Below are 18,827 nucleotides of genomic sequence, written 5' to 3' on the forward strand. Positions count from 1 at the left end.
CCGAATGAGTGAGGACCTCCCGGCACATCTCAGGCAACGGCTGGCCCACCTCGCTGCCAGGGCAATCGAGCAGGGACCGCTCCCCGAAGACCGGTTGACGACCCTTTTTTCGCCCGACGTTGGACATACCGACAGCAAGATGATCTACGAGGAGAACAAACTCGAACTCCACTACTACGAGCCAGCCGAGAAACGCCACGAGACGCCAATCTGTCTCGTCTACGCGCTGGTCAACCGACCCTATATCCTGGACCTCCAGCCCGACAGGAGCGTTATCGGCCAGCTACTCGACGCGGGATTCGAGGTGTATCTCATCGACTGGGGCGAGCCGTCACGACTGGATACGACGCTCGGGCTGGAAGATTACGTCTGCCGGTACCTCGATAACTGCGTCTCGGTTATCACCGACCGCTCGACTGTCGACTCCGTTCATCTGCTGGGGTACTGCATGGGCGGGAGTCTGGCGCTCATGTACACCGCCCGGTTCCAACAGCAGGTGCGGACCCTCTCGCTGATGGCGACACCAGTCGTCTTCGACGACACCGGCGGGCTGCTGGAGCGGTGGGCACAGTTTTATGACCCCGAAGTCGTTGCCGAGACGTACGGCAACGTCCCCGCGGAGCTACTCGCCGCGCAGTTCGCGATGATGGAGCCCGTCGAGAATCTGTTGACAAAGTACGTACAATTCTTCGAGAAACTCGACGATGAGGCGTTCGTCGAGATGTTCGCGCGGATGGAGCGCTGGACCTGGGACGGCGTCGACGTGGCCGGACAGGCCTTCACGGAGTTCGTCGACGATGTCTATCGGAACAACGACCTCATCGCCGGCGAGATAACGCTGTGTGGCGAGTGCGTCGACCCCGCTGATGTCGACGTTCCTCTGCTCCAGATTGTCGGGCAGTACGACCATATCGTCCCACCAGCCTCCAGTGAGGTGCTCAACGATGTCGTCGCCAGCGAGGACGAGCGCCTGATAACGTTCTCGGCGGGGCATATCGGCATCTCCGTCTCCGAGCGCGCACACGAACAGCTCTGGCCCGAGGTCTGTCGCTGGCTCGCACAGCGAGACGTATTTGTTCCGGAGGAGTCAACAGAGACGTGAGCAACGGACAGTTTCTTGACTGCACGGGGAGATTGGACAGCCATGGAGACGAAATCCGTACTGCTGGTCGATTCTTTCGCCGACGAGCCGCTGGGTGGTGTTCCGGTACCGGTGGTCACAGACCAGGTGACACCTGAACAGCTCCGAGCCGTCGCCACAGAGTTCGGAGCCAGCGGTGCCGTGTCGACTGATGACGGCCTCTGGTACGTCGAGTGCGCGCCAGCTCACAACGTCGCCGAAGCCGCAGTTGCGGGTGTGACCGCCCTCGACGAGGTCCCCGAGGAGATGACCGTTCTCGAATGCGATGGGACCGAGCGAGAGTACACAATCGAGCACGACACCGACGGCATTCGTGTGACCCTCCCAGCACAGACTGCCGAGCCGACCACCGTGTCGTTCGACCGTCTCGCTGCAGTTCTCGGAATCGACGCGGCGGGCATCACGAACGTCGGCCGAGAGTTACCAATTGCGCGGTCCGATGGGTTCGGCGGGACCCTGTTTGTTCCCGTTGGATTTCTGGATGACCTGAGCAACTGTCGTCCAGACCGTGATTCGCTTGCAGCAGCACTGACTGAGACGGATGCGGCCAGAGTCTTTGCCTTCACCTTCGATACGGTCTCGCGACACGCTGACGTGCACGCTCGCGTGTTCGACCCAGGTGTCGAGGGCTGTGAACGAGCTGCCAGCGGCGTCGCGACCGCAGGCTGTGGGCAGTATCTCGCCAAACACGACGCCTTCGACGGTGCTCGGGAGTCCCTCCGCGTCGAATGCGGGCGGTTCATCGACCGGCCGGCCACCGTCGAAACCACACTCGTTGCGCCGGTTCGGGTCGGCGGACGAGGCCTCACTGTACTCGATACGACCATCTCACTGCCCGAGGACGACGGGGACGACATTATTGAGGTGTAGCGGACGGTCTGAATTGCGCCGTCCAGAAGCTTCATTACAGTACCTGAATTTCAATCACATACGCCATGGCTGTACTTTGGCTGGACGACATCGGGGGAAACGACCTCGACACTGTTGGTGGGAAAGCTGCGTCACTCGGGGAGATGTGGGCTGCTGATCTGCCAGTTCCACCGGCCTTTATTGTCCCGACCGCGACGTACCGTTCGTTTATCGAGGAAACAGGTATCGACGAGGAACTGTTCGAGGTTGTCGACGTGGCAGCTGACGACCCGGACCTCGGAGAGGCAGCCGAGGCCGCACAGGAACTCATCACAGAGACGCCGATGCCCGACTCCATCGAGGCGGAGATTCTCGAGGCCTTCGACAGTATTGGGGCGGATGCCTCTGTCGCCGTCCGCTCGTCTGCGACGCTCGAAGATCTCGACGACGCCTCCTTTGCGGGTCAACAGGAGACCTTCCTGAACGTGACCCGCGAGCAGGTCGTCGACCGGGTCCGGGAGTGCTGGGCCTCGCTGTTCACCCACCGGGCACTCTACTACCGTCAGGAACAGGGATTCAACCACCACGAGGTCGATATCGCTGTCGTCGTCCAGCGGATGGTCGACGCCGACAAAAGCGGGGTGATGTTCACGAGCAATCCCTCGACGGGCGCGCCAGAGATCACCATCGAGTCGGCGTGGGGGCTGGGCGAAGCTGTTGTCTCCGGCTCTGTCACACCTGATAACTACGTTATCGACAGGATTACAGGTGAGCTGAAGGCAAAGACAGTCGCCGAGAAGAAGATGATGCTCGTCCGCGACGAAGAGACCGGCGAGACAGTCGAGCGAGAGGTACCCGAGGACAGACGGAGTCAACGAGTCCTCTCCGACGAGGAGCTGGCCGAGCTTCAGGAGACTGGCGAGATGATCGAGGAGTACTACGGCCAGCCACAGGACGTCGAGTGGGCTATCTACGACGGCGAGGTGTACCTGCTCCAGTCACGTCCGATTACGACCATCGACGAGTCGGCATCGACGGCAGCCGGGGGCGTCTCTGATGGCGGAACGCCAGATGACGGTGGTGACTCCGGTGAACTTATTCTGTCTGGCCTGGGTGCAACGCCGGGTTCGGCCTCTGGTAACGCAAAGGTTGTCCGGAAGCTCGACCAGCTCGACAAGATCGAGGAAGGCGATATCATCGTCACGGAGATGACGACCCCCGATATGGTGCCGGCGATGAAACGCGCCGCCGGCATCGTCACCGACGAGGGGGGCACTACTTCACACGCAGCCATCGTCTCGCGCGAACTTGGTGTTCCAGCAGTTGTCGGGACCGAGGCGGGCACCGAAGACCTCGACGATGGACAGCTCATCACAATCGACGGCGACAAGGGGACGATTACTGCCGGGGCTGAAACGAACACAGACGACGACGGCGAGGACCCGGTCGAGCAGGTTCGGCCAGATACGCCGGTCAAGCCGATGACCGCCACCGAAGTGAAAGTGAATGTCTCGATCTCCTCTGCGGCCGAGCGTGCGGCCGCGACCGGCGCAGACGGGGTCGGGCTCCTCCGCGTCGAGCATATGATTCTCTCGCTCGGACAGACGCCCGAGCAGTTCATCGAGGACAACAGCAAAGGCGAGTACATCGAGGCACTTGTCGACGGAATCCGGACCGTCGCCGACGAGTTCTACCCTCGCCCGGTACGGGTTCGGACACTGGATGCCCCGACAGACGAGTTCCGCCAGCTTGAGGGCGGCGAGGCAGAGCCGGTCGAGCATAATCCGATGCTCGGCTATCGCGGCATTCGGCGCAGCCTCGATAAACCCGAGGCGTTCAAACACGAACTGGACGCGTTCCGGAAGCTGTACGAACTCGGCTACGACAACGTCGAGATCATGCTTCCGCTCGTCAACGACGCCGAGGACGTGCTGCGAGCGAAACGGCTCATGCACGAAGTGGGCATCGACACGAACAGGCGGACCTGGGGAGCGATGATAGAGACGCCGGCCGCCGCGCTCTCTGTCGAGGGTATCGCCGAGGCTGGTGTCGACTTCGTCAGCTTTGGGACGAACGACCTCGTCCAGTACACTCTTGCAATCGACCGCAACAACGAGCGAGTCGCCGACCGCTACGATGCGATGCACCCCGCCGTGCTCGATTTAATTTCTCGTACAATCGAGGTCTGTCGCGAGCACGATGTGGATACCAGTATCTGCGGGCAGGCGGGCTCGGACCCAGAGATGGTCCGGTATCTCGTCGACCAGGGAATCACCTCGATCAGCGCCAACATCGACGCAGTCCGAGACATCCAACACGAGGTCAAACGCGTCGAACAGCGGCTTTTGCTTGAATCCGTCCGGTAGAGACCACAGAAGCTAAACGGGAACCGATCGAATAAGTGGTCATGCAGCAGGCACAGCAGGCGGGTCTCGAGGGGATGCAGCCCCAGGATTTCGACCGTGTTCTCACGTCGATGTGTACCGAGCCCCATCCAGCGGCCCGCGAGGCCGCCGAGCGCTTCCTTGCGACAAATCCGGGCGACCCTGGGACCTACCAGACTGTCGCCGAGCTTGAGGAGCGGGCCGTCGAGCTACTCGGCGCTGTCACCGGACTGGACGACCCCGCCGGCTACGTCACGAGCGGCGGGACCGAGGCGAATATCCAGGCGGTCAGAATTGCCCGCAACCGTGCCGACACCAATGACCCGAACGTTGTCGCGCCCAAGAGCGCCCATTTCAGCTTCCGGAAGGCCGCCGAGCTATTGGGGGTTGAGCTCCGAACGGCTCCGACGGCCGACCACCGGGCGGACGTGGACGCGATGAACGAACTCGTCGACGAGGATACCGTCGCGCTTGTCGGCGTTGCCGGCTCGACGGAGTACGGCGTGGTCGACCCGATACCAGCCATCGCAGAGCTGGCAAACGATGCCGACGCGCTCTGTCACGTTGACGCCGCCTGGGGCGGATTCTATCTCCCCTTTACCGACTTCGAGTGGCACTTCGGTCATGCGGATATCGATACGCTGACTATCGACCCCCACAAGGTGGGCCAGGCCGCCGTTCCCTCAGGAGGGCTCGTTGCCCGCTCCGAGGAGGTTTTCGACCCGCTCGCTATCGACACGCCCTATCTCGAAACCACGTCGCAGGTCACGCTCACCGGAACCCGGAGCGGTGCCGGCGTTGCGAGTGCTGTTGCGGCGATGGAGGCGCTCTGGCCGGAGGGATACCGCGAGCAGTACCGCCGCTCGATGGACAACGCCGAGTGGCTGGCCGACCAGCTTCGGGCCCGAGGTCACGACGTGTTCGGTCCCGTCTTGCCGCTGGTGACCGCCGACCTCTCTGTGCCAATGACTGACGAACTCCGCGGGCGGGGCTGGCGCGTCTCGAAGACCGGCAGTGGCGAGATGCGTATCGTCTGTATGCCACATGTGACGCGGTCGATGTTGCGGTCGTTTGTCGCTGACCTCGACTGGTACTGACGAGAGGGTCTCTGGCTTCGTTTTGTGTCGCGTTTCATCATGAACACACTCGGTGGGTGCTGATGCTGATATACATATGCGATATCGGATAAATGTGTGATTAGTTGTTTCCCGCTTTTTAAGAATTGATTATAGATTAATAAAGATTCCACGACGATATTGCATATGGAAATCACAACTGTCGAGCGAGCCATCTACCCACAGACTACGACCGTGACGAACAGACAGAGGAAACTCTGGAAGCGTCGTGACACTTGGGGTGAGAGAGTATGACACTAGTCGTTCCCTTCGACGGATCAAAGCTCGCTGAAGCAGCGCTTGTTCGCGCAACTGCGTTCGGGAGCGTCTTCGACGAAGACGTGCTTGCTGTGAGTGTTATTCCGAAAGGAAACCCGAAGTATGCAAGAGAACACGGGTGGCTCGAACAGAACGAAGAATTCGAGATGGAGACTATCGTCGCCACATTACACGAACAAGTAACCGATCTGTCTCCGAGTGCCGATTTCCGACATAACGTTGTGGGTCGCTATGCCACTGCTGGTTCAATAGCGAAACAGGTGCGGAAGATAGCACAAAAAGAGGACGCTTCGATGGTGTTCATCGGCAGTGAGAATGCCGGGCGACTCGCGACAACGGTAAGTAGCGTGGGAAGCACAGTCGCAACGGCTCAAGCCTATGATGTTGTCATCGTTCGAGATTGCACCCCTTCAAAAATAGCTAAAATAAGAAATGCGTCATCTCAAGAGGCGAAATCTGACTTTTACATCCCAGAGTGAGGTGTTCTTATTTCTCTCCGTTGGCAAGGCTTGCTTGATATGACCACTATGCCGACTGGTTCTTTTTGTTTGCTACTTGAGTAGGTCGTCGTATGCAAGACCCGCGCACTGTATCCAGTATTCACCATTCAAATCACGTTCAGACAGAATGTATTCTATATTATTTACATTTTACTGTGGTCGGGGATACACCATATACCGCCAGAGTAAGTACACCGGCTTCCTTTGGAATGTGGTGAGAAGCAGATTTGGGTTGTCTGCCCAGCGGTAACGTTTGATAGTGATTGTTGCGGTTATTTTCGTGACCGCATCGTGAATCTCGGCGTTTCACGGGTGAGACCCACACCTCGTTTCCCGACGGCGGTAACGACTCGCAACAATCACTATGAGGCCGTTGTGTCTTGTTACTTGAGTGCCCGCAGTAATCTTGATGAGCGCCACATAATTTAATAAACTGAATAGATATTATCTATGTAGATGACCAATCCTGAAGAGCCGGATCGTCATATAGATCATCGGGAGCCTGGCTGGTATCGGCGAGTCGTTCACCAGTCACACGACACCACCGCTGTGCTCGACGCTGTGGGGGATATTACCTATATCGATCCGTCTGTGGAGTCTCTTCTCGGGTATGACCCTGCCGACTTGATGGGTGAGAGTGGTAGCGAGTATGTCTACTCAGAGGACGCCGAGAAGGTGATAGACGCGTTCATGTCTCTTCGTAACAATCCAGGAGCGACGGAACAAATAGAGGTTCGTCTGCGCGAGCAATCCGGCTCGTGTCGCTGGGTTGAAGCACACATCCAGAATCTTCTCGACGACGATATCGTCGGTGGAATCCTTGTGACCATGTGCGATGTTACAGAGCGCAGGACGCGCGAGGCAGAACTCAGCGCCACCAAAGAGCGGATGAAGATGGCACTGGAAGGTGCGAATCTCGGCGTCTGGGACTGGAACATGGTGACTGACGACGTGAAACGAGACGAGTTGTTGACCGACATGCTCGGCTACACCAGAGACGAGATGGGTGACGACCTGAATGGCTGGGAAGAGGTCGTCCATCCAGACGGAAAACAGCGACACGACGACGCACTCGCCGAGCACATCGCAAACGAGACAGCCCACTACGAGTGTGAGTATCGGCTGCAAACGAAGACTGGTGGGTGGAAATGGGTCCAAACGATGGGAAAAGTTGTCGAACGTGACGAGAACGGAAAGCCGGTTCGGGCAGTCGGCATCCATCAGGACATCGACGAACAAAAGCGGACCAAGCTGGCACTCAGAGAAGAGCGGGATCTGTTCACGGCGGGGCCTGCAGTCGTTTTCAAGTGGCATGACACTGAATGTTGGCCTATCGAGTACGTCTCGGAGAACGTCGAAGACGTGTTCGGATACGACCCAGAGCACCTCCAGTCAGGAGGTGTGTGCTTCGCTGATCTCATCCACGAGGCTGACCTCGATCGAGTCGTACAGGAAGTCACCGAACACAGAGCACAGGGGAACGACCAGTTTAGCCCCGAGCCGTATCGGATCCACACCGCTGACGACGATGTCCGGTGGGTGATGGAGTATACCCACACCCTTCAGGACGAGGATGCTCCTCTCACAGGCTACCTGATCGACATTACGGAACGGAAGCGGCGCGAACTGGAGCTACAGCAGTACAAGGAGGCGGTCCAGCAAAGCGCCCATGCGATTTACATCACCGACGCCGACGGAACTATCGAATACGTCAACCCTGCATTCGAGAGCGTCACGGGCTATACCGGAGAGGAAGCAGTCGGCAAGACGCCGCGTATCCTCCAGTCCGGAGAATACGACGACGAGTTCTACGACGAGCTGTGGGAGACAATTCTCTCGGGCGAGACGTGGGATGCGGAGATACGTGACGAGCGGGTAGACGGTGATGAGGTTGTTCTCAACCAGACGATTGCACCGATTACAGACGACGACGGGACCATCCGAAAGTTCGTCGCTGTCGCGCAGGACATCACCGACCGCAAAACATACCAGGAGGAACTCGAAGCGCGCGAGGCCAAATACCGAAGGCTGTTTGAGGATACCCGCGACGCGCTCATGTTACTCGACAGGGACGGGTACTTCGACTGCAACGAGACGGCGCTCGAACTGTTCGGCATCGAGTCAGTCGAGGCCTTCGTCGAATACGCCCCCTGGGAACTCTCACCTCCGACACAGCCGGACGGGACCGACTCGAAAGCCGCAGCACTTGAGCACATCACAGAGGCGTTCGACGAGGGTGAATCGTTCTTCGAGTGGACGCACAAACGGGTCGATGGCACCGACTTCCCTGCAGAGGTGAAACTGAGTCAGTTCCAGTCCGACGGCGAACCAGCGTTGCTCGCACTGGTGCGAGACATTACTGAGCGCAAAGCGTACGAACAGCAACTCGAGGAGCAAAGAGACGATCTCGACGTTCTCAATCAGGTGCTCCGGCATGATATCCGTAATGATCTACAGCTTATCACGGCATATGCCGAACTACTAGAGGACGAGTGTGACGACGACGAAAAATACATCGAGACAGTACTCGAAAGCGCCAACCACGCGGTCGAACTCACGCTCCAGGCCCGGGACATGGCTGACGTGATGGTCTCGGACGAGGAGTTACAGCACGTCACGCTTCGGAATGTCCTCGAAGACGAGCTCACAGAGGTACAGTTGTCATTCCCGGATGCGACAATCGCTGCTGATTCGCAACTCCCGAGCGTGTCTGTTCAGGCCACCGATATGCTTGGGTCAGTCTTCCGGAACTTGCTGAAGAACGCGATTCAACATAACGGCAAAGACAACCCTGAAGTACACGTGTCAGCGCAGGTGGAAGAAAACACGGTCACCGTTCGAGTCGCGGACAACGGACCAGGCGTCCCCGACAATCAAAAAGAGGAGGTATTTGGCAAGGGCGAAACGGGACTGGAGAGTTCCGGTACTGGCATCGGCCTCTATCTGGTTAAGACACTCGTTGAGAGCTACGGCGGTAACATCACAGTCGAGGACAACGACCCCGAGGGGGCAATCTTTGTCGTCGAACTCCCGACGGCCGCATAGCCAGATTACTCGTCTCGCTGGGATGGTTGTGAGTACTGTGTCTCGGTGTCATCACCGGAATACATGTCCGGAGCGTCGCCGTCCGTTTGTGAGCGCTGGAGCGCGAGTTCGCGTCTGAGTCCTCGGTAGAGCGTATACACCATGCAGACGATAATCACCCCGAATGGCAGTCCGGTGGCGATAACTGCCGTCTGAAGCGCTTGCAACCCATTCCCCAACAACAAGACAGCAGCGGTGCTGCCAATCACCAACGGCCAGATGGCGCGCTGGGTGGTGTCCGTCTCTCGTTTTCCACCGGCAGTTATGTAGCTCGTGACAATTGCCCCGGAGTCAGCCGATGTCGAGATGAACGTGACCAGATTCACGATTGCCAGCAAGCTTATCACCAGCGTAAACGGGTAAAACGAAAACAGTTCGAACAGCGCTACCGCCTGCCCCTGCGCCTGCAGGGGGTCACTGATCCCACCGCTCGCGAGATTCAGCTCGATGAACAGTGCAGATCCGTTGAAAACAGCCATCCACACGAGCGAGAACAGTGACGGGATGAACAAGACGCTGGTAACGAATTCACGGACTGTCCTGCCTTTCGAGATGCGTGCCAGAAACATCCCGACGAACGGTGACCAGGCAATCCAAAAGCCCCAGTAAAAGATCGTATAGCTGTGTTGCCAGCCAGCGCCATCACCAGCGAAGGCCTCAGCGTAGAAGCTCAATTCGACGAGATTCCCAAGGTATGCTGCGAGCCCACTACTGAATACGTCAAGGAGATAAACCGTCGGGCCAGCAACGGCGACAAGTCCGAGCAAGGCCATCATCAGACCGATGTTTACCTTTGACAGACGCTTGATTCCCGCATCAATGCCGGCCAGCGTCGAAAGCGTCGTGACGCTGACAACGACCGCGATAACGGCAATCGGCCTCCACGTGCCGGCTAACAGCCCAACAGGGAGATAGTTTGTGGCAACGAAACTCAGACCGGCGTCAATCTGGAGTGCAGCGAGACCTATTGAGGTTGCTAATCCGAAGACTGTCGCAATGACTGCGATAAGATCGACGACGTGTCCCCGCCACCCGTATATCCGACTTCCCCACACCGGGTAGAAGATAGACCGGAAGCTGAGTGGGAGCCCACGGTTGAAAGTGAAAAACGCGAGTCCAAGACCGACGATGCCGTAAACAGCCCAGGGGTGAAACCCCCAGTGAAACATCGTCAGTGCTGTCGCTGTGCGACCAGCGGCGGGCGTCTGTGGCGGCACCTGGAAGAACGACCCACCGCCAGACAAAAAGTGGTAGATAGGTTCTGAGACACCGAAAAACAGGAGTCCGACACCCATCCCCGAGCTAAACAGCATTGCGAGCCACGCGAGCGTGGAGAACTCCGGTTCCGCGTCAGGCCCTCCGAGCCGAACCTGCCCGTACCTACTGAACGCAATCGCAAGCAATGCGATCAGATAGCTGTTGACAGCCAGAATATAGAACCAGCCGAAGTTGGTGTTCGTAAACCTAAAGACCGACCTGTAGACCACAGCAACGCGCTCGCCTAACAGGAGCGTGACGGTAATAAACACCAGAATACAGAGCAGTGATATCGGAAAGACGACCGAATGAACTGTGAGGCCAAACCGTTCGACACTGTTCTCAGAAGCGGCTTCATCAATGTCTGCGTGGAACACCTGTTCCCGACGCTCTGGCCTGTCTTCCTCGGTGGTATCCGCTGGACGGTCTGGCAAATCACGACACCACTATAATTGTCTCTACTGCTGGGTGTGTGGTAAAACTACGCCACAGTATGCGGTGCCAACGAAGCATAAAACGGCAGAATCACCCCTTCTCGGGTATTCCCGAGCCGTAACATACCAATATTTGACTGCTCTGTAGAATCTCTCTACCCAAGTGGTGAATTGATATATCTGAACCTCGGTAGACTGTCGAGTGATTAATACAGGGCGCGTATCTATCACAATCAGTTTGGATCCTCATCGACATGCTCGCGACCGATTGCCGACGCCAGCGCCAGTAGATAGCCGAGTCCGTACTGCACCTCTGGATCGCGAAGCCCACGGACCAGACCGACGGGACCGACCTGTTCCGGTGGTGCGTGCTCAGCGTCACCGAGACCCTCAAGTACCGTCTCAATGCCGTCGCGGACATCATCATCTGCAGCCGTCTGTGCGACCTCGCCGAGCGAGGCGCCAGTGCCGGCCAGTGAAGTGACCATTTCGTCGTCAAGCGCAGCGGTGGCCAGCGACCCGACTGCCGCAATCTCCGCCAGTTCGTCGAGCGTGCCACTTCGCTGGAGGACAAGCAGCGTCTCCAGGGCCTCCTGCAACTCGTCGCCGTTCTCACCGACCATTTCGGCCAGCGCGACAGTTTCGTCGGTCGCCAGTCCGTCTGCAGACTCGGCGAGCGTCGATCCGGTAGCGGAGAGTTCGCGGACCATCTCGTCGGAGAGTGCGCTCTCGCCCAGCGAGAGCACGTCCAGCAGTTCGTTGACCGCGTCGAGGTGTTCCATAAACTCGGCCACCGCTTCGGGATTTTGTTCAATCGCTGCCGCGAGGTCGGTTTGCGCGCCTCCTGATTCGTCGGACATGGTTAGAGTAACCCTCGTGCGGTGAGCCAGTAGGCCTCGTTGTACGCCAGTTTCGACCAGTGGAGCTTTTCGGAGGGCGGTACCGGCGACGGCGCGTTCTCGTAGTCGAACTCGACGAACGACGCTTCGTCCATTCCAGTCTCGATAAAACAGAGCGTCTTCCCGTCGTACGTCGCGGTGGGTGGTCTACCCCGGACCTTACTGGCGAGGCGCTGTCCGACGACACCAGCCTGATAGTGGGCAACGCTACCCGCGTTAGGGACGCCAGTGTCGGCGGTGTCACCGACCGCGTACACGTCGTCGGCCGCCTCGGCTTCGAGCGTGTGCCGGTCGACGTCAACCCAGCCCTCGTCGCCGAGTCCCGCATCCTCGATCAGGTCGACACCACGGTGGGGTGGGATTGAAACAAAGAGATCGTAATCGAGCGTGGTACCCTCCATCGAGGTTATCGTTTGGGCTTCGGGATCGACCGCCTCGGCATTGAAGAACGTCTCGACTTGGATGGCGCGTTTGGCCATGATGGGACGGGCCCACTCGGCGATATGTGGGTTGCCGTGGACGCGCTGGATCGGATAAGTGTACGTGACCTCGATGTCCTCGCGGAGTCCACGCTCGCGGAACCAGTCGTCGATCATGAAAACGAACTCCAGCGGTGCTGCCGGGCACATGTGGGGTGTTCCGATGACGCTCAAAACGAGGTTGCCCTCGGTAAACGTCAGTAGTTCGTCTCGCAGGTCAATGGCCCCTGACTCGCTATAGTAGTCGTGGCCGCCCTCTGCTAGGCCCGGTATCTGGTCTGGTTCCAGTGTCGATCCCGTCGCCAGCACCAGGTAGTCGTATTTGATCGGGCTAGCGTTGTCGTCGATTCGGAGCGTCTTTTTGTCAGTGTCGATGCCTGCCACGCGGTCGATCCGAAGGTCGATAGCATCGTCTACGAGTTCGTCGAGCGGGCGGCGACCGTCGTCGGGTTCGCGCTGGTCAAATGGCACGTACAGCCAGACTGGCTTGTAGACGTGGTCGGGCCCGTCGTTGATAAGCGTGACACGGACTGCACCAGTGTCGAGTTCGCGTTCGAGTCGGTCGGCGAGGTCGTTCGCGAGGACAGCCCCACCAGTGCCGCCACCGACGATAACGACGTGTTCGGTCATGTCTTTTGTACGTAGAACTCGGTGTGATTGTCGTGTTCTTCGACTGCTAGCAGTTCGTTGCCGGCCTCTTCAGCCCACTCAGGAACGTCGGTGAGCGACTGTTCGTTGTCACTCAGGAGTTTGACGACGTCACCGGAGTCCGCACTTCGGATCTTCCCGATGAGGTCCATTAGCGGGCCGGGACAGGCTGCGCCGCGGGCGTCGACTGTCTGGTCAGGTTCGATGTCTGTCATTAATTTCTCACAGGCCTCTATTGTCTCTCCTTTGTAATAGTATTGTGTGGCTGTTCCAAGAATGTAGTAATCGGGTAGCTGGCACTACGCAGTCAAAGATGCCCACGCTGCCGGCAGCTCCGTGTAAATCACTGCGCTATCGAAGAGCGTGCCGGAACTGATGGAGACTTGGTTATTGATGCTCATGTTGGCATGCCGGCCGTCTCGTATCGAATCGCGGATGGCGACATCCAACCACAGGACTCCCAAGATATTCTGTCAGTCGTGGTAGAGACTATCTTTGCTGGCGGCGACATTTACCAGTGTGACACGTGGTGAAACTGACGATAACGACGTACCTGAGGACTCAGTTGTCAAAGTCACATTTGATTGTCCTCCGATTAGTTTGCATCTGCTATTTTGGTTTGTCAATAGAGAAAATTGCTAATTTTCGTATTCATACTCTGAATAGGCGTCATACCACGGCTAGGTGGAGGAGAATGTCAACTCAACTGCTGATACTGTGACTTATATTTTCCACGGGTGCCTTGACAAAGATTGGATAGACCAACGTCGAGGCTTTCTATGACACACTCTCTGTCAGCTGCTGTCGAGATGGAAGCGAAAGCTCCTATAAACGACCACACCCAGAACAGGACGTGACGACGGTCGCCATTCTCACGGATGTGCACATGCGTGAAGACCAGCAGACAGCCGTGACAGAGACACTCCAGACCATCCGTGGGAGGCTGGAACAGGAAGACCCCGAACACGTCTTCGTGCTCGGCGATCTTATTCAGGACAGCGACAACTCGGCAACCGACAGAGACCAGATTGCCCGCGTCGCCGACCTCCTTGACGGGGTTTCGGTGACATACCTGCTCGGCAACCACGACACAGTCACGCTCTCGCGGACAGAAATCGCCGATCTCCTTGGTCAGTCTACGTTCCGTGGCAGCCGCGACGTGGCTGGGACACAGTTCGTCTACCTGGACACACAGCGGTCCGACCACAGAGTCCTCGGCGAACTCGGCAGAGACCAACGCGAGTGGCTCGCCGAGACCGTACAGCCAGGGGCTGTCGTCCTCCTGCATCACCCGGTCGGGCCGTTTCCGATCCAAGAGAACCACTGGTTCTGGGACGCGCCCGCCAGGGCGTTCCTGGGCGACCAGCAGGCGACACTCGACACAATCTGTCCCGCGGCCAGAGCGACCGTCAGCGGGCACATCCACCAGACCTCGGCGGTCCGGCATCGGGACGTGGCACATCTCTCGGTCAACGCCATCAGCAAGGAACACCCCGACCGACCGGTTTCGGGACACTGGGCACTGCTCGACCTCGACCGCCCGCTGACGGCCGAACTGTTCACCGGCGATGCTCACCGACAGACCGTTCGTCTGGCGTCACTCGAGGATATCGAGCACGTCACGCGGGGAGTCGAGTGAGTACTCCGGTACCGGCTCGGGCTCGTCCGTTCCGTCAGCGAGCCAGGCGGCGGTCATCCCGGTGTTGTGAGCGCCTGCAACATCTGCCCCGAGGCTGTTGCCGACGTAGATTGCCCGCTCTGGCGGCGTCTCGATTGTCGACAGCGCCATCTCGAATGGCTCAGGGCTGGGCTTGGCAGGAGCGTCGTAGCCCGCGTGGACGACCGTCTCGAAGCAGTCGACGCCCAGGGAATCGAGCTTCTGGGACTGCATCTCTGGATCACCGTTGGTGACTGCGGCGAGGGGGTATGAGCCGTCGAGCGCGTCGAGGGTCTTGCGTGCGCCGTCGAGAAAGCGAACACGGGTGTGGTCACGCTCGGCGGCGTAGGCAGCGGCCACCTCACGCGCCAGTTCTATGTCACGGTCTTTCTCGCGGGCGATGTCGACAAAGCAGTGCTCGCGGTGGTCTAGGACGCTGTCGCTGCTCTCGAGGAACTCCTCGTATCGTGAGATGTACTCCGTAGCAGTGAAAAACTGGTCGACACCGGCACGCTCGAACGCGAGCGGGAGTAGGTCTGCAGTCGTCCGCTCGTACTCACAGATGGTACCGTCGATATCGAAGACGAGCGCGTCAACCGAATCTGTCATCGCATAACCGTACGACGAGCGTCCACAAAAGCAAACCGAGAGTCGCGTACTCTTATATATCTGATCCTACAACTATCGATGTCGATGCGCTACGCGACCGTCATCCTCGACCAGGACGAGCGAGCCTTTCACCCCATTGCACACAAACTTGACTCCGAACCCGCGATTCAGCGCAAAGCAATCCACTCAATCAAGCTTGTCGACGACGACACGATTGCGCTGCTGGGCGAGATAGAGGGAGATCTCGACAGATACCGAGAAATTATGAATGCCTCGTCCGTGGTCGAGGGCTTCACCATCTCGGGCGACAAGTCCGGATACGTCTACAGCCACTTCGAGGCATCACCGCAGACACGCGAGATGCTCGAACGGCGGGAGGCCGGCGACTTCCTCATCGAGATGCCGATCAAGTATACGACTGACGGCGCACGAAAGTTCACGCTCATCGGGACCGAGGAGTCACTACTGGAGTTGACTGAGCTGTTCGAAATTGGCGACACAAACATCGAACTCGTCTCTATGGGGCCGTACTCTCCGGAGTCTCGGGGCGTCTTCAGCGATCTGACCGACCGACAGCGCGAGATACTCGAAACCGCACTCCAGATGGGGTACTACGAGAACCCCCGCGAAACGACTCTCGAAGAGATTGCATCGAAACTGAATCTTGACCACGGGACGGTGGGGCAACACATCCGGTCGATTGAGGCGAAAGTCTTCAGCAAGTACGTCCCGTAGCGAACCGGCCGCGAACACTCTTCGTCGGCGTCCCCGTGTTCGTTTGAATCCTCAGCGATAGACGTACGATAACTAATACCACGAGTATATAAACCCTACCCAGATGTGGCACGTCAGTCCGATAGCCACCGAACGGTATCGTCTAGGTGATGAGTGAGTACGATTCCACAGTCAGTGTGGTACTGCTGAGAACGGAGGTGTATCGACGGTGAGCCGTCTCGACAGTGTTGTCGGCCTGATAACCGGTCGGCCGAAGACGGTTGTTGCTGTCTTTCTGGTGATGGTGGCGGTCGTCGGCACCGGGGCGGCGAACATTGAGGAGTCCCCGGAGATGGAACTATTCTCGGAGGATCCACCGGAGGTCCAGGCACAGGAGTACGTTCAAGAAGAGTTCACGCCGTACGAGGGGAACACCACCGAGCTGGTGGTGATGGTCCGCAACGAGTCGGGGAACGTCCTTACCAGGGACTCGTTGCTCGAATCGCTCCGGTATCAGCAGTCGTTGCGCAACAATGAGACGGTAAACGCGACGCTGCTCGACGGCAGTGCGGCCTTCGGCGTCGAGAATCTTGTCGCCGCGATGGCCATACAAAGAGAGCAGGAACCAACCGAGGGACCGCTGACGCGTGACGCGTTGCCCCCTCTCTCCGAGCAGATAGCCCAGCTCGAATCGATGAGCAAGGCGGAGGTCCGGGCGGTGATTACGGCGTTACTTGACCCCGGTGATAGCAGCGCCCTGAGTAACGCCGCGCTTAGCCTGTTACCACAGGATTACGAGCCAGGATCACCCGATGCCCACGGACGGATAACCGTGGTAACATACCAGACAGAGGGGCTCGTCACCTCGGTTCCCGAGCTGTCCGAGACGGTCCGAGAGGGACAGCTCACAGCAGACGAGCTCGCCGAAGACACCACCCGTGACGAGTACCGACTGTCGGGATACGGCCTCTCGCTGGTCGAAGAGCAGGCGTCGATAAGCGACAGCCTGAGCCTCGTCGGTCCGCTCGCGCTCCTGTTCGTCCTCGGGACGCTCGCGCTGGCGTACCGCGACATGCTCGATATCGCGCTCGGACTCGTCGGTATCCTGCTCGTGTTGGTCTGGACGTTCGGAATCATGGGCTGGCTCGGCATCGACTTCTCCATCATGATGATTGCGGCCCCGATACTGCTGATCGGCCTCTCGATTGACTACTCCATCCACGTTGTGATGCGCTACCGAGAGAATCGGGCAGGAAACGGCGTCGCCGAGGTGGATGCAGGAACCTCGGTGCGGGAAGCCATGCGCGAGACGTTGGTCGGACTGGGGCCGGCGCTCGTTCTCGTCACCGTCACGGCGATGCTCGGATTCCTCTCGACGCGGGTAAGCGGTGTCCCGACGCTCGTCGATTTCGGGGTCGTGACGGCTGCCGGCATCGTTGGAGCAGTCCTCGTCTTCGGTGCGTTTGTCCCCGCCTGCAAGGTCGAACTGGAGGAGTGGCTCGTGGCAAGAGGCCACGAACGACAGCACAGAGCTGTCGGCACGACGGGCGCGATGGGGACTGCACTGCGGCGACTCGCCCGAGTCAGCTACCGGCGGCCGGTCGCAATCCTGGCTGTCGTTCTGGTCGTCAGCTCTCTGGGTGCAGCCGGCGCGACCCAGCTCGATACGAGCTTCTCGACCGAGGACTACATTGCGGAGGATGCTCCCGACTGGACACAGGAACTGCCCGGCTCGCTCGCACCCGGTGAGTACGACCTCAGAGAGACGCGCGATATCCTCTATAGCTCGTTCCAGTCCCCAGACCAGCAGGTCCACATCGTCACAGAGGGTGAGATAACGGCAGCGACACTGAACCGCCTCGACGCAGCAGAACAGGATGCCGCCACCCGCGGGGTGACAGTCGACGGCCCGACGGGAGAGCCGGCTGTGGCCGGGCCGGTGAGTGCGATGCACACTGCCGCAGCGAGCAACGAGCAGTTCAATCGTACGCTCTCCGAGGCCGATACCGACGGTGACGGTGTCCCAGACCGGAACCTCGACGGCCTCCTCGATAGCTTCTACGAGGCTGCCCCCGACCGAGCCGACGAGCTTCTTCACAGGACCGCAGATGGTTACGAGGGCGCACAGGTGACTGTCACCGTCGACGGCACTGCCGACCCCTCGGCCGTCGCCGACGAGATGCGTGAAATCGGCGACGTAGCTGAGGGAGGGGACAACACCGTGACCGGCGACGCAATCACCAACGAACTCGTTCAGCGGCAGCTGGCGACGACGACAGCCGAGGGGCTGGCAGTGACGCTCCTGACTGTCCTCGTCGTCCTCGTGGTCACGTTCCGGTACGCGCGCTCGGCGGCGAGTCTGGGCGCGCTGACACTCGCGCCCGTGCTCTTTGGGCTCACGTGGATTCTGGGCGCGATGTACCTCATCGACCTCCCGTTCAGCTTCGCCACCGCACTTATTGGGAGCATCGCCGTCGGGCTCGGCGTCGATTACGCCATCCACATGAGTGAGCGGTTCGGCCACGAAATCGACGAGCACGGTGACCCAGAGCGGGCACTCGAAGCGAGTGTCGTCGGAACCGGCGGTGCGCTGCTCGGAAGCGCCGCGACGACAGCGGGTGGCTTTGGCGTCCTCGCCTTCGCTATCCTGCCCGTGCTCCAACAGTTTGGCCTGCTCATCGCGATGACACTTGTCGCTGCGTTCATCGCGAGTGTCATCGCGTTACCGAGTCTGCTCGTCCTCTGGAGTCGCTGGGCCGGATACCAATAAAAGTGGGC

The 18,827-nt window shown here is 59.1% G+C and carries 14 protein-coding genes; 9 read left to right on the forward strand and 5 right to left on the reverse strand.

Annotated features, from left to right (window positions below):
• The first annotated feature begins 4 nt into the window (after positions 1-4).
• From phaC to OSC37_RS00710, 6 genes are all read left to right on the forward strand, one after another.
• Entirely contained in the window at positions 5-1,102 is a 1,098-nt protein-coding gene (phaC, locus tag OSC37_RS00685) for a class III poly(R)-hydroxyalkanoic acid synthase subunit PhaC (RefSeq protein ID WP_267162681.1), read from the forward strand.
• A 42-nt stretch (positions 1,103-1,144) separates the two neighbouring features.
• Positions 1,145-2,011 (forward strand): PhzF family phenazine biosynthesis protein, encoded by an 867-nt coding sequence (locus OSC37_RS00690; protein WP_267162682.1) that lies wholly within the window; start codon positions 1,145-1,147, stop codon positions 2,009-2,011.
• Positions 2,012-2,076: 65 nt separating this feature from the next.
• On the forward strand, positions 2,077-4,356 hold the full coding sequence (gene ppsA, locus OSC37_RS00695) for a phosphoenolpyruvate synthase (RefSeq protein WP_267162683.1): 2,280 nt from the start codon (positions 2,077-2,079) through the stop codon (positions 4,354-4,356).
• 41 nt (positions 4,357-4,397) lie between these two features.
• Positions 4,398-5,471: a tyrosine decarboxylase MfnA gene (gene mfnA / locus OSC37_RS00700; RefSeq protein WP_267162684.1), complete on the forward strand. Its 1,074-nt coding sequence runs from the start codon at positions 4,398-4,400 to the stop codon at positions 5,469-5,471.
• A gap of 269 nt (positions 5,472-5,740) precedes the next feature.
• Entirely contained in the window at positions 5,741-6,247 is a 507-nt protein-coding gene (locus OSC37_RS00705; RefSeq protein ID WP_267162685.1) for a universal stress protein, read from the forward strand.
• A gap of 477 nt (positions 6,248-6,724) precedes the next feature.
• Positions 6,725-9,313, forward strand: a complete 2,589-nt coding sequence (locus OSC37_RS00710) for a PAS domain S-box protein (RefSeq protein WP_267162686.1) — start codon at positions 6,725-6,727, stop codon at positions 9,311-9,313.
• Between the two features lie 5 nt (positions 9,314-9,318).
• On the opposite strand, the gene OSC37_RS00715 is transcribed toward OSC37_RS00710, so the two are convergent.
• The 4 genes from OSC37_RS00715 to OSC37_RS00730 all read right to left on the reverse strand — a co-directional run bounded on the left by OSC37_RS00715 (position 9,319) and on the right by OSC37_RS00730 (position 13,284).
• On the reverse strand, positions 9,319-11,043 hold the full coding sequence (locus OSC37_RS00715; protein WP_267162687.1) for a BCCT family transporter: 1,725 nt from the start codon (positions 11,041-11,043) through the stop codon (positions 9,319-9,321).
• Positions 11,044-11,276: 233 nt separating this feature from the next.
• Positions 11,277-11,903, reverse strand: a complete 627-nt coding sequence (locus OSC37_RS00720) for a helical membrane plugin domain-containing protein (protein ID WP_267162688.1) — start codon at positions 11,901-11,903, stop codon at positions 11,277-11,279.
• A gap of 2 nt (positions 11,904-11,905) precedes the next feature.
• Positions 11,906-13,051 (reverse strand): NAD(P)/FAD-dependent oxidoreductase, encoded by a 1,146-nt coding sequence (locus OSC37_RS00725; RefSeq protein ID WP_267162689.1) that lies wholly within the window; start codon positions 13,049-13,051, stop codon positions 11,906-11,908.
• A complete protein-coding gene (locus OSC37_RS00730; protein ID WP_267162690.1) occupies positions 13,048-13,284 on the reverse strand; it encodes a sulfurtransferase TusA family protein in 237 nt (78 codons plus the stop codon). The genes OSC37_RS00725 and OSC37_RS00730 overlap by 4 nt, the downstream gene beginning before the upstream one ends.
• Positions 13,285-13,922: 638 nt before the next feature.
• Here OSC37_RS00730 and OSC37_RS00735 point away from each other — a divergent pair.
• Complete coding sequence (locus tag OSC37_RS00735; protein ID WP_267162691.1) at positions 13,923-14,708, forward strand: metallophosphoesterase family protein; 786 nt, start codon at positions 13,923-13,925, stop codon at positions 14,706-14,708.
• Here the strand turns inward: OSC37_RS00735 and OSC37_RS00740 are convergent.
• Positions 14,667-15,335, reverse strand: coding sequence for an HAD family hydrolase (locus OSC37_RS00740; RefSeq protein WP_267162692.1), 669 nt, complete (start codon positions 15,333-15,335; stop codon positions 14,667-14,669). The two genes, OSC37_RS00735 and OSC37_RS00740, sit on opposite strands and share 42 nt — an antisense overlap.
• A gap of 84 nt (positions 15,336-15,419) precedes the next feature.
• On the opposite strand from OSC37_RS00740, the gene OSC37_RS00745 reads away from it, so the two are divergent.
• Positions 15,420-16,070 carry a helix-turn-helix domain-containing protein gene (locus OSC37_RS00745; RefSeq protein ID WP_267162693.1) on the forward strand — a complete coding sequence of 217 codons (651 nt, stop codon included), beginning with the start codon at positions 15,420-15,422 and terminating at the stop codon, positions 16,068-16,070.
• Between the two features lie 208 nt (positions 16,071-16,278).
• Positions 16,279-18,819: an efflux RND transporter permease subunit gene (locus OSC37_RS00750; protein WP_267162694.1), complete on the forward strand. Its 2,541-nt coding sequence runs from the start codon at positions 16,279-16,281 to the stop codon at positions 18,817-18,819.
• Positions 18,820-18,827: the final 8 nt, after the last annotated feature.

It is taken from the genome of Halovenus salina (assembly GCF_026410925.1).
GTDB lineage: Archaea > Halobacteriota > Halobacteria > Halobacteriales > Haloarculaceae > Halovenus > Halovenus salina.

Coding starts and splice junctions, on each gene's coding strand:
- OSC37_RS00745 (WP_267162693.1), top strand. CDS start 15,420: ATGCGCTACGCGACCGTCATCCTCGACCAGGACGAGCGAGCCTTTCAC.
- OSC37_RS00705 (WP_267162685.1), top strand. CDS start 5,741: ATGACACTAGTCGTTCCCTTCGACGGATCAAAGCTCGCTGAAGCAGCG.
- OSC37_RS00725 (WP_267162689.1), bottom strand. CDS start 13,051: ATGACCGAACACGTCGTTATCGTCGGTGGCGGCACTGGTGGGGCTGTC.
- phaC (WP_267162681.1), top strand. CDS start 5: ATGAGTGAGGACCTCCCGGCACATCTCAGGCAACGGCTGGCCCACCTC.
- OSC37_RS00730 (WP_267162690.1), bottom strand. CDS start 13,284: ATGACAGACATCGAACCTGACCAGACAGTCGACGCCCGCGGCGCAGCC.
- OSC37_RS00690 (WP_267162682.1), top strand. CDS start 1,145: ATGGAGACGAAATCCGTACTGCTGGTCGATTCTTTCGCCGACGAGCCG.
- mfnA (WP_267162684.1), top strand. CDS start 4,398: ATGCAGCAGGCACAGCAGGCGGGTCTCGAGGGGATGCAGCCCCAGGAT.
- OSC37_RS00720 (WP_267162688.1), bottom strand. CDS start 11,903: ATGTCCGACGAATCAGGAGGCGCGCAAACCGACCTCGCGGCAGCGATT.
- ppsA (WP_267162683.1), top strand. CDS start 2,077: ATGGCTGTACTTTGGCTGGACGACATCGGGGGAAACGACCTCGACACT.
- OSC37_RS00710 (WP_267162686.1), top strand. CDS start 6,725: ATGACCAATCCTGAAGAGCCGGATCGTCATATAGATCATCGGGAGCCT.
- OSC37_RS00740 (WP_267162692.1), bottom strand. CDS start 15,335: ATGACAGATTCGGTTGACGCGCTCGTCTTCGATATCGACGGTACCATC.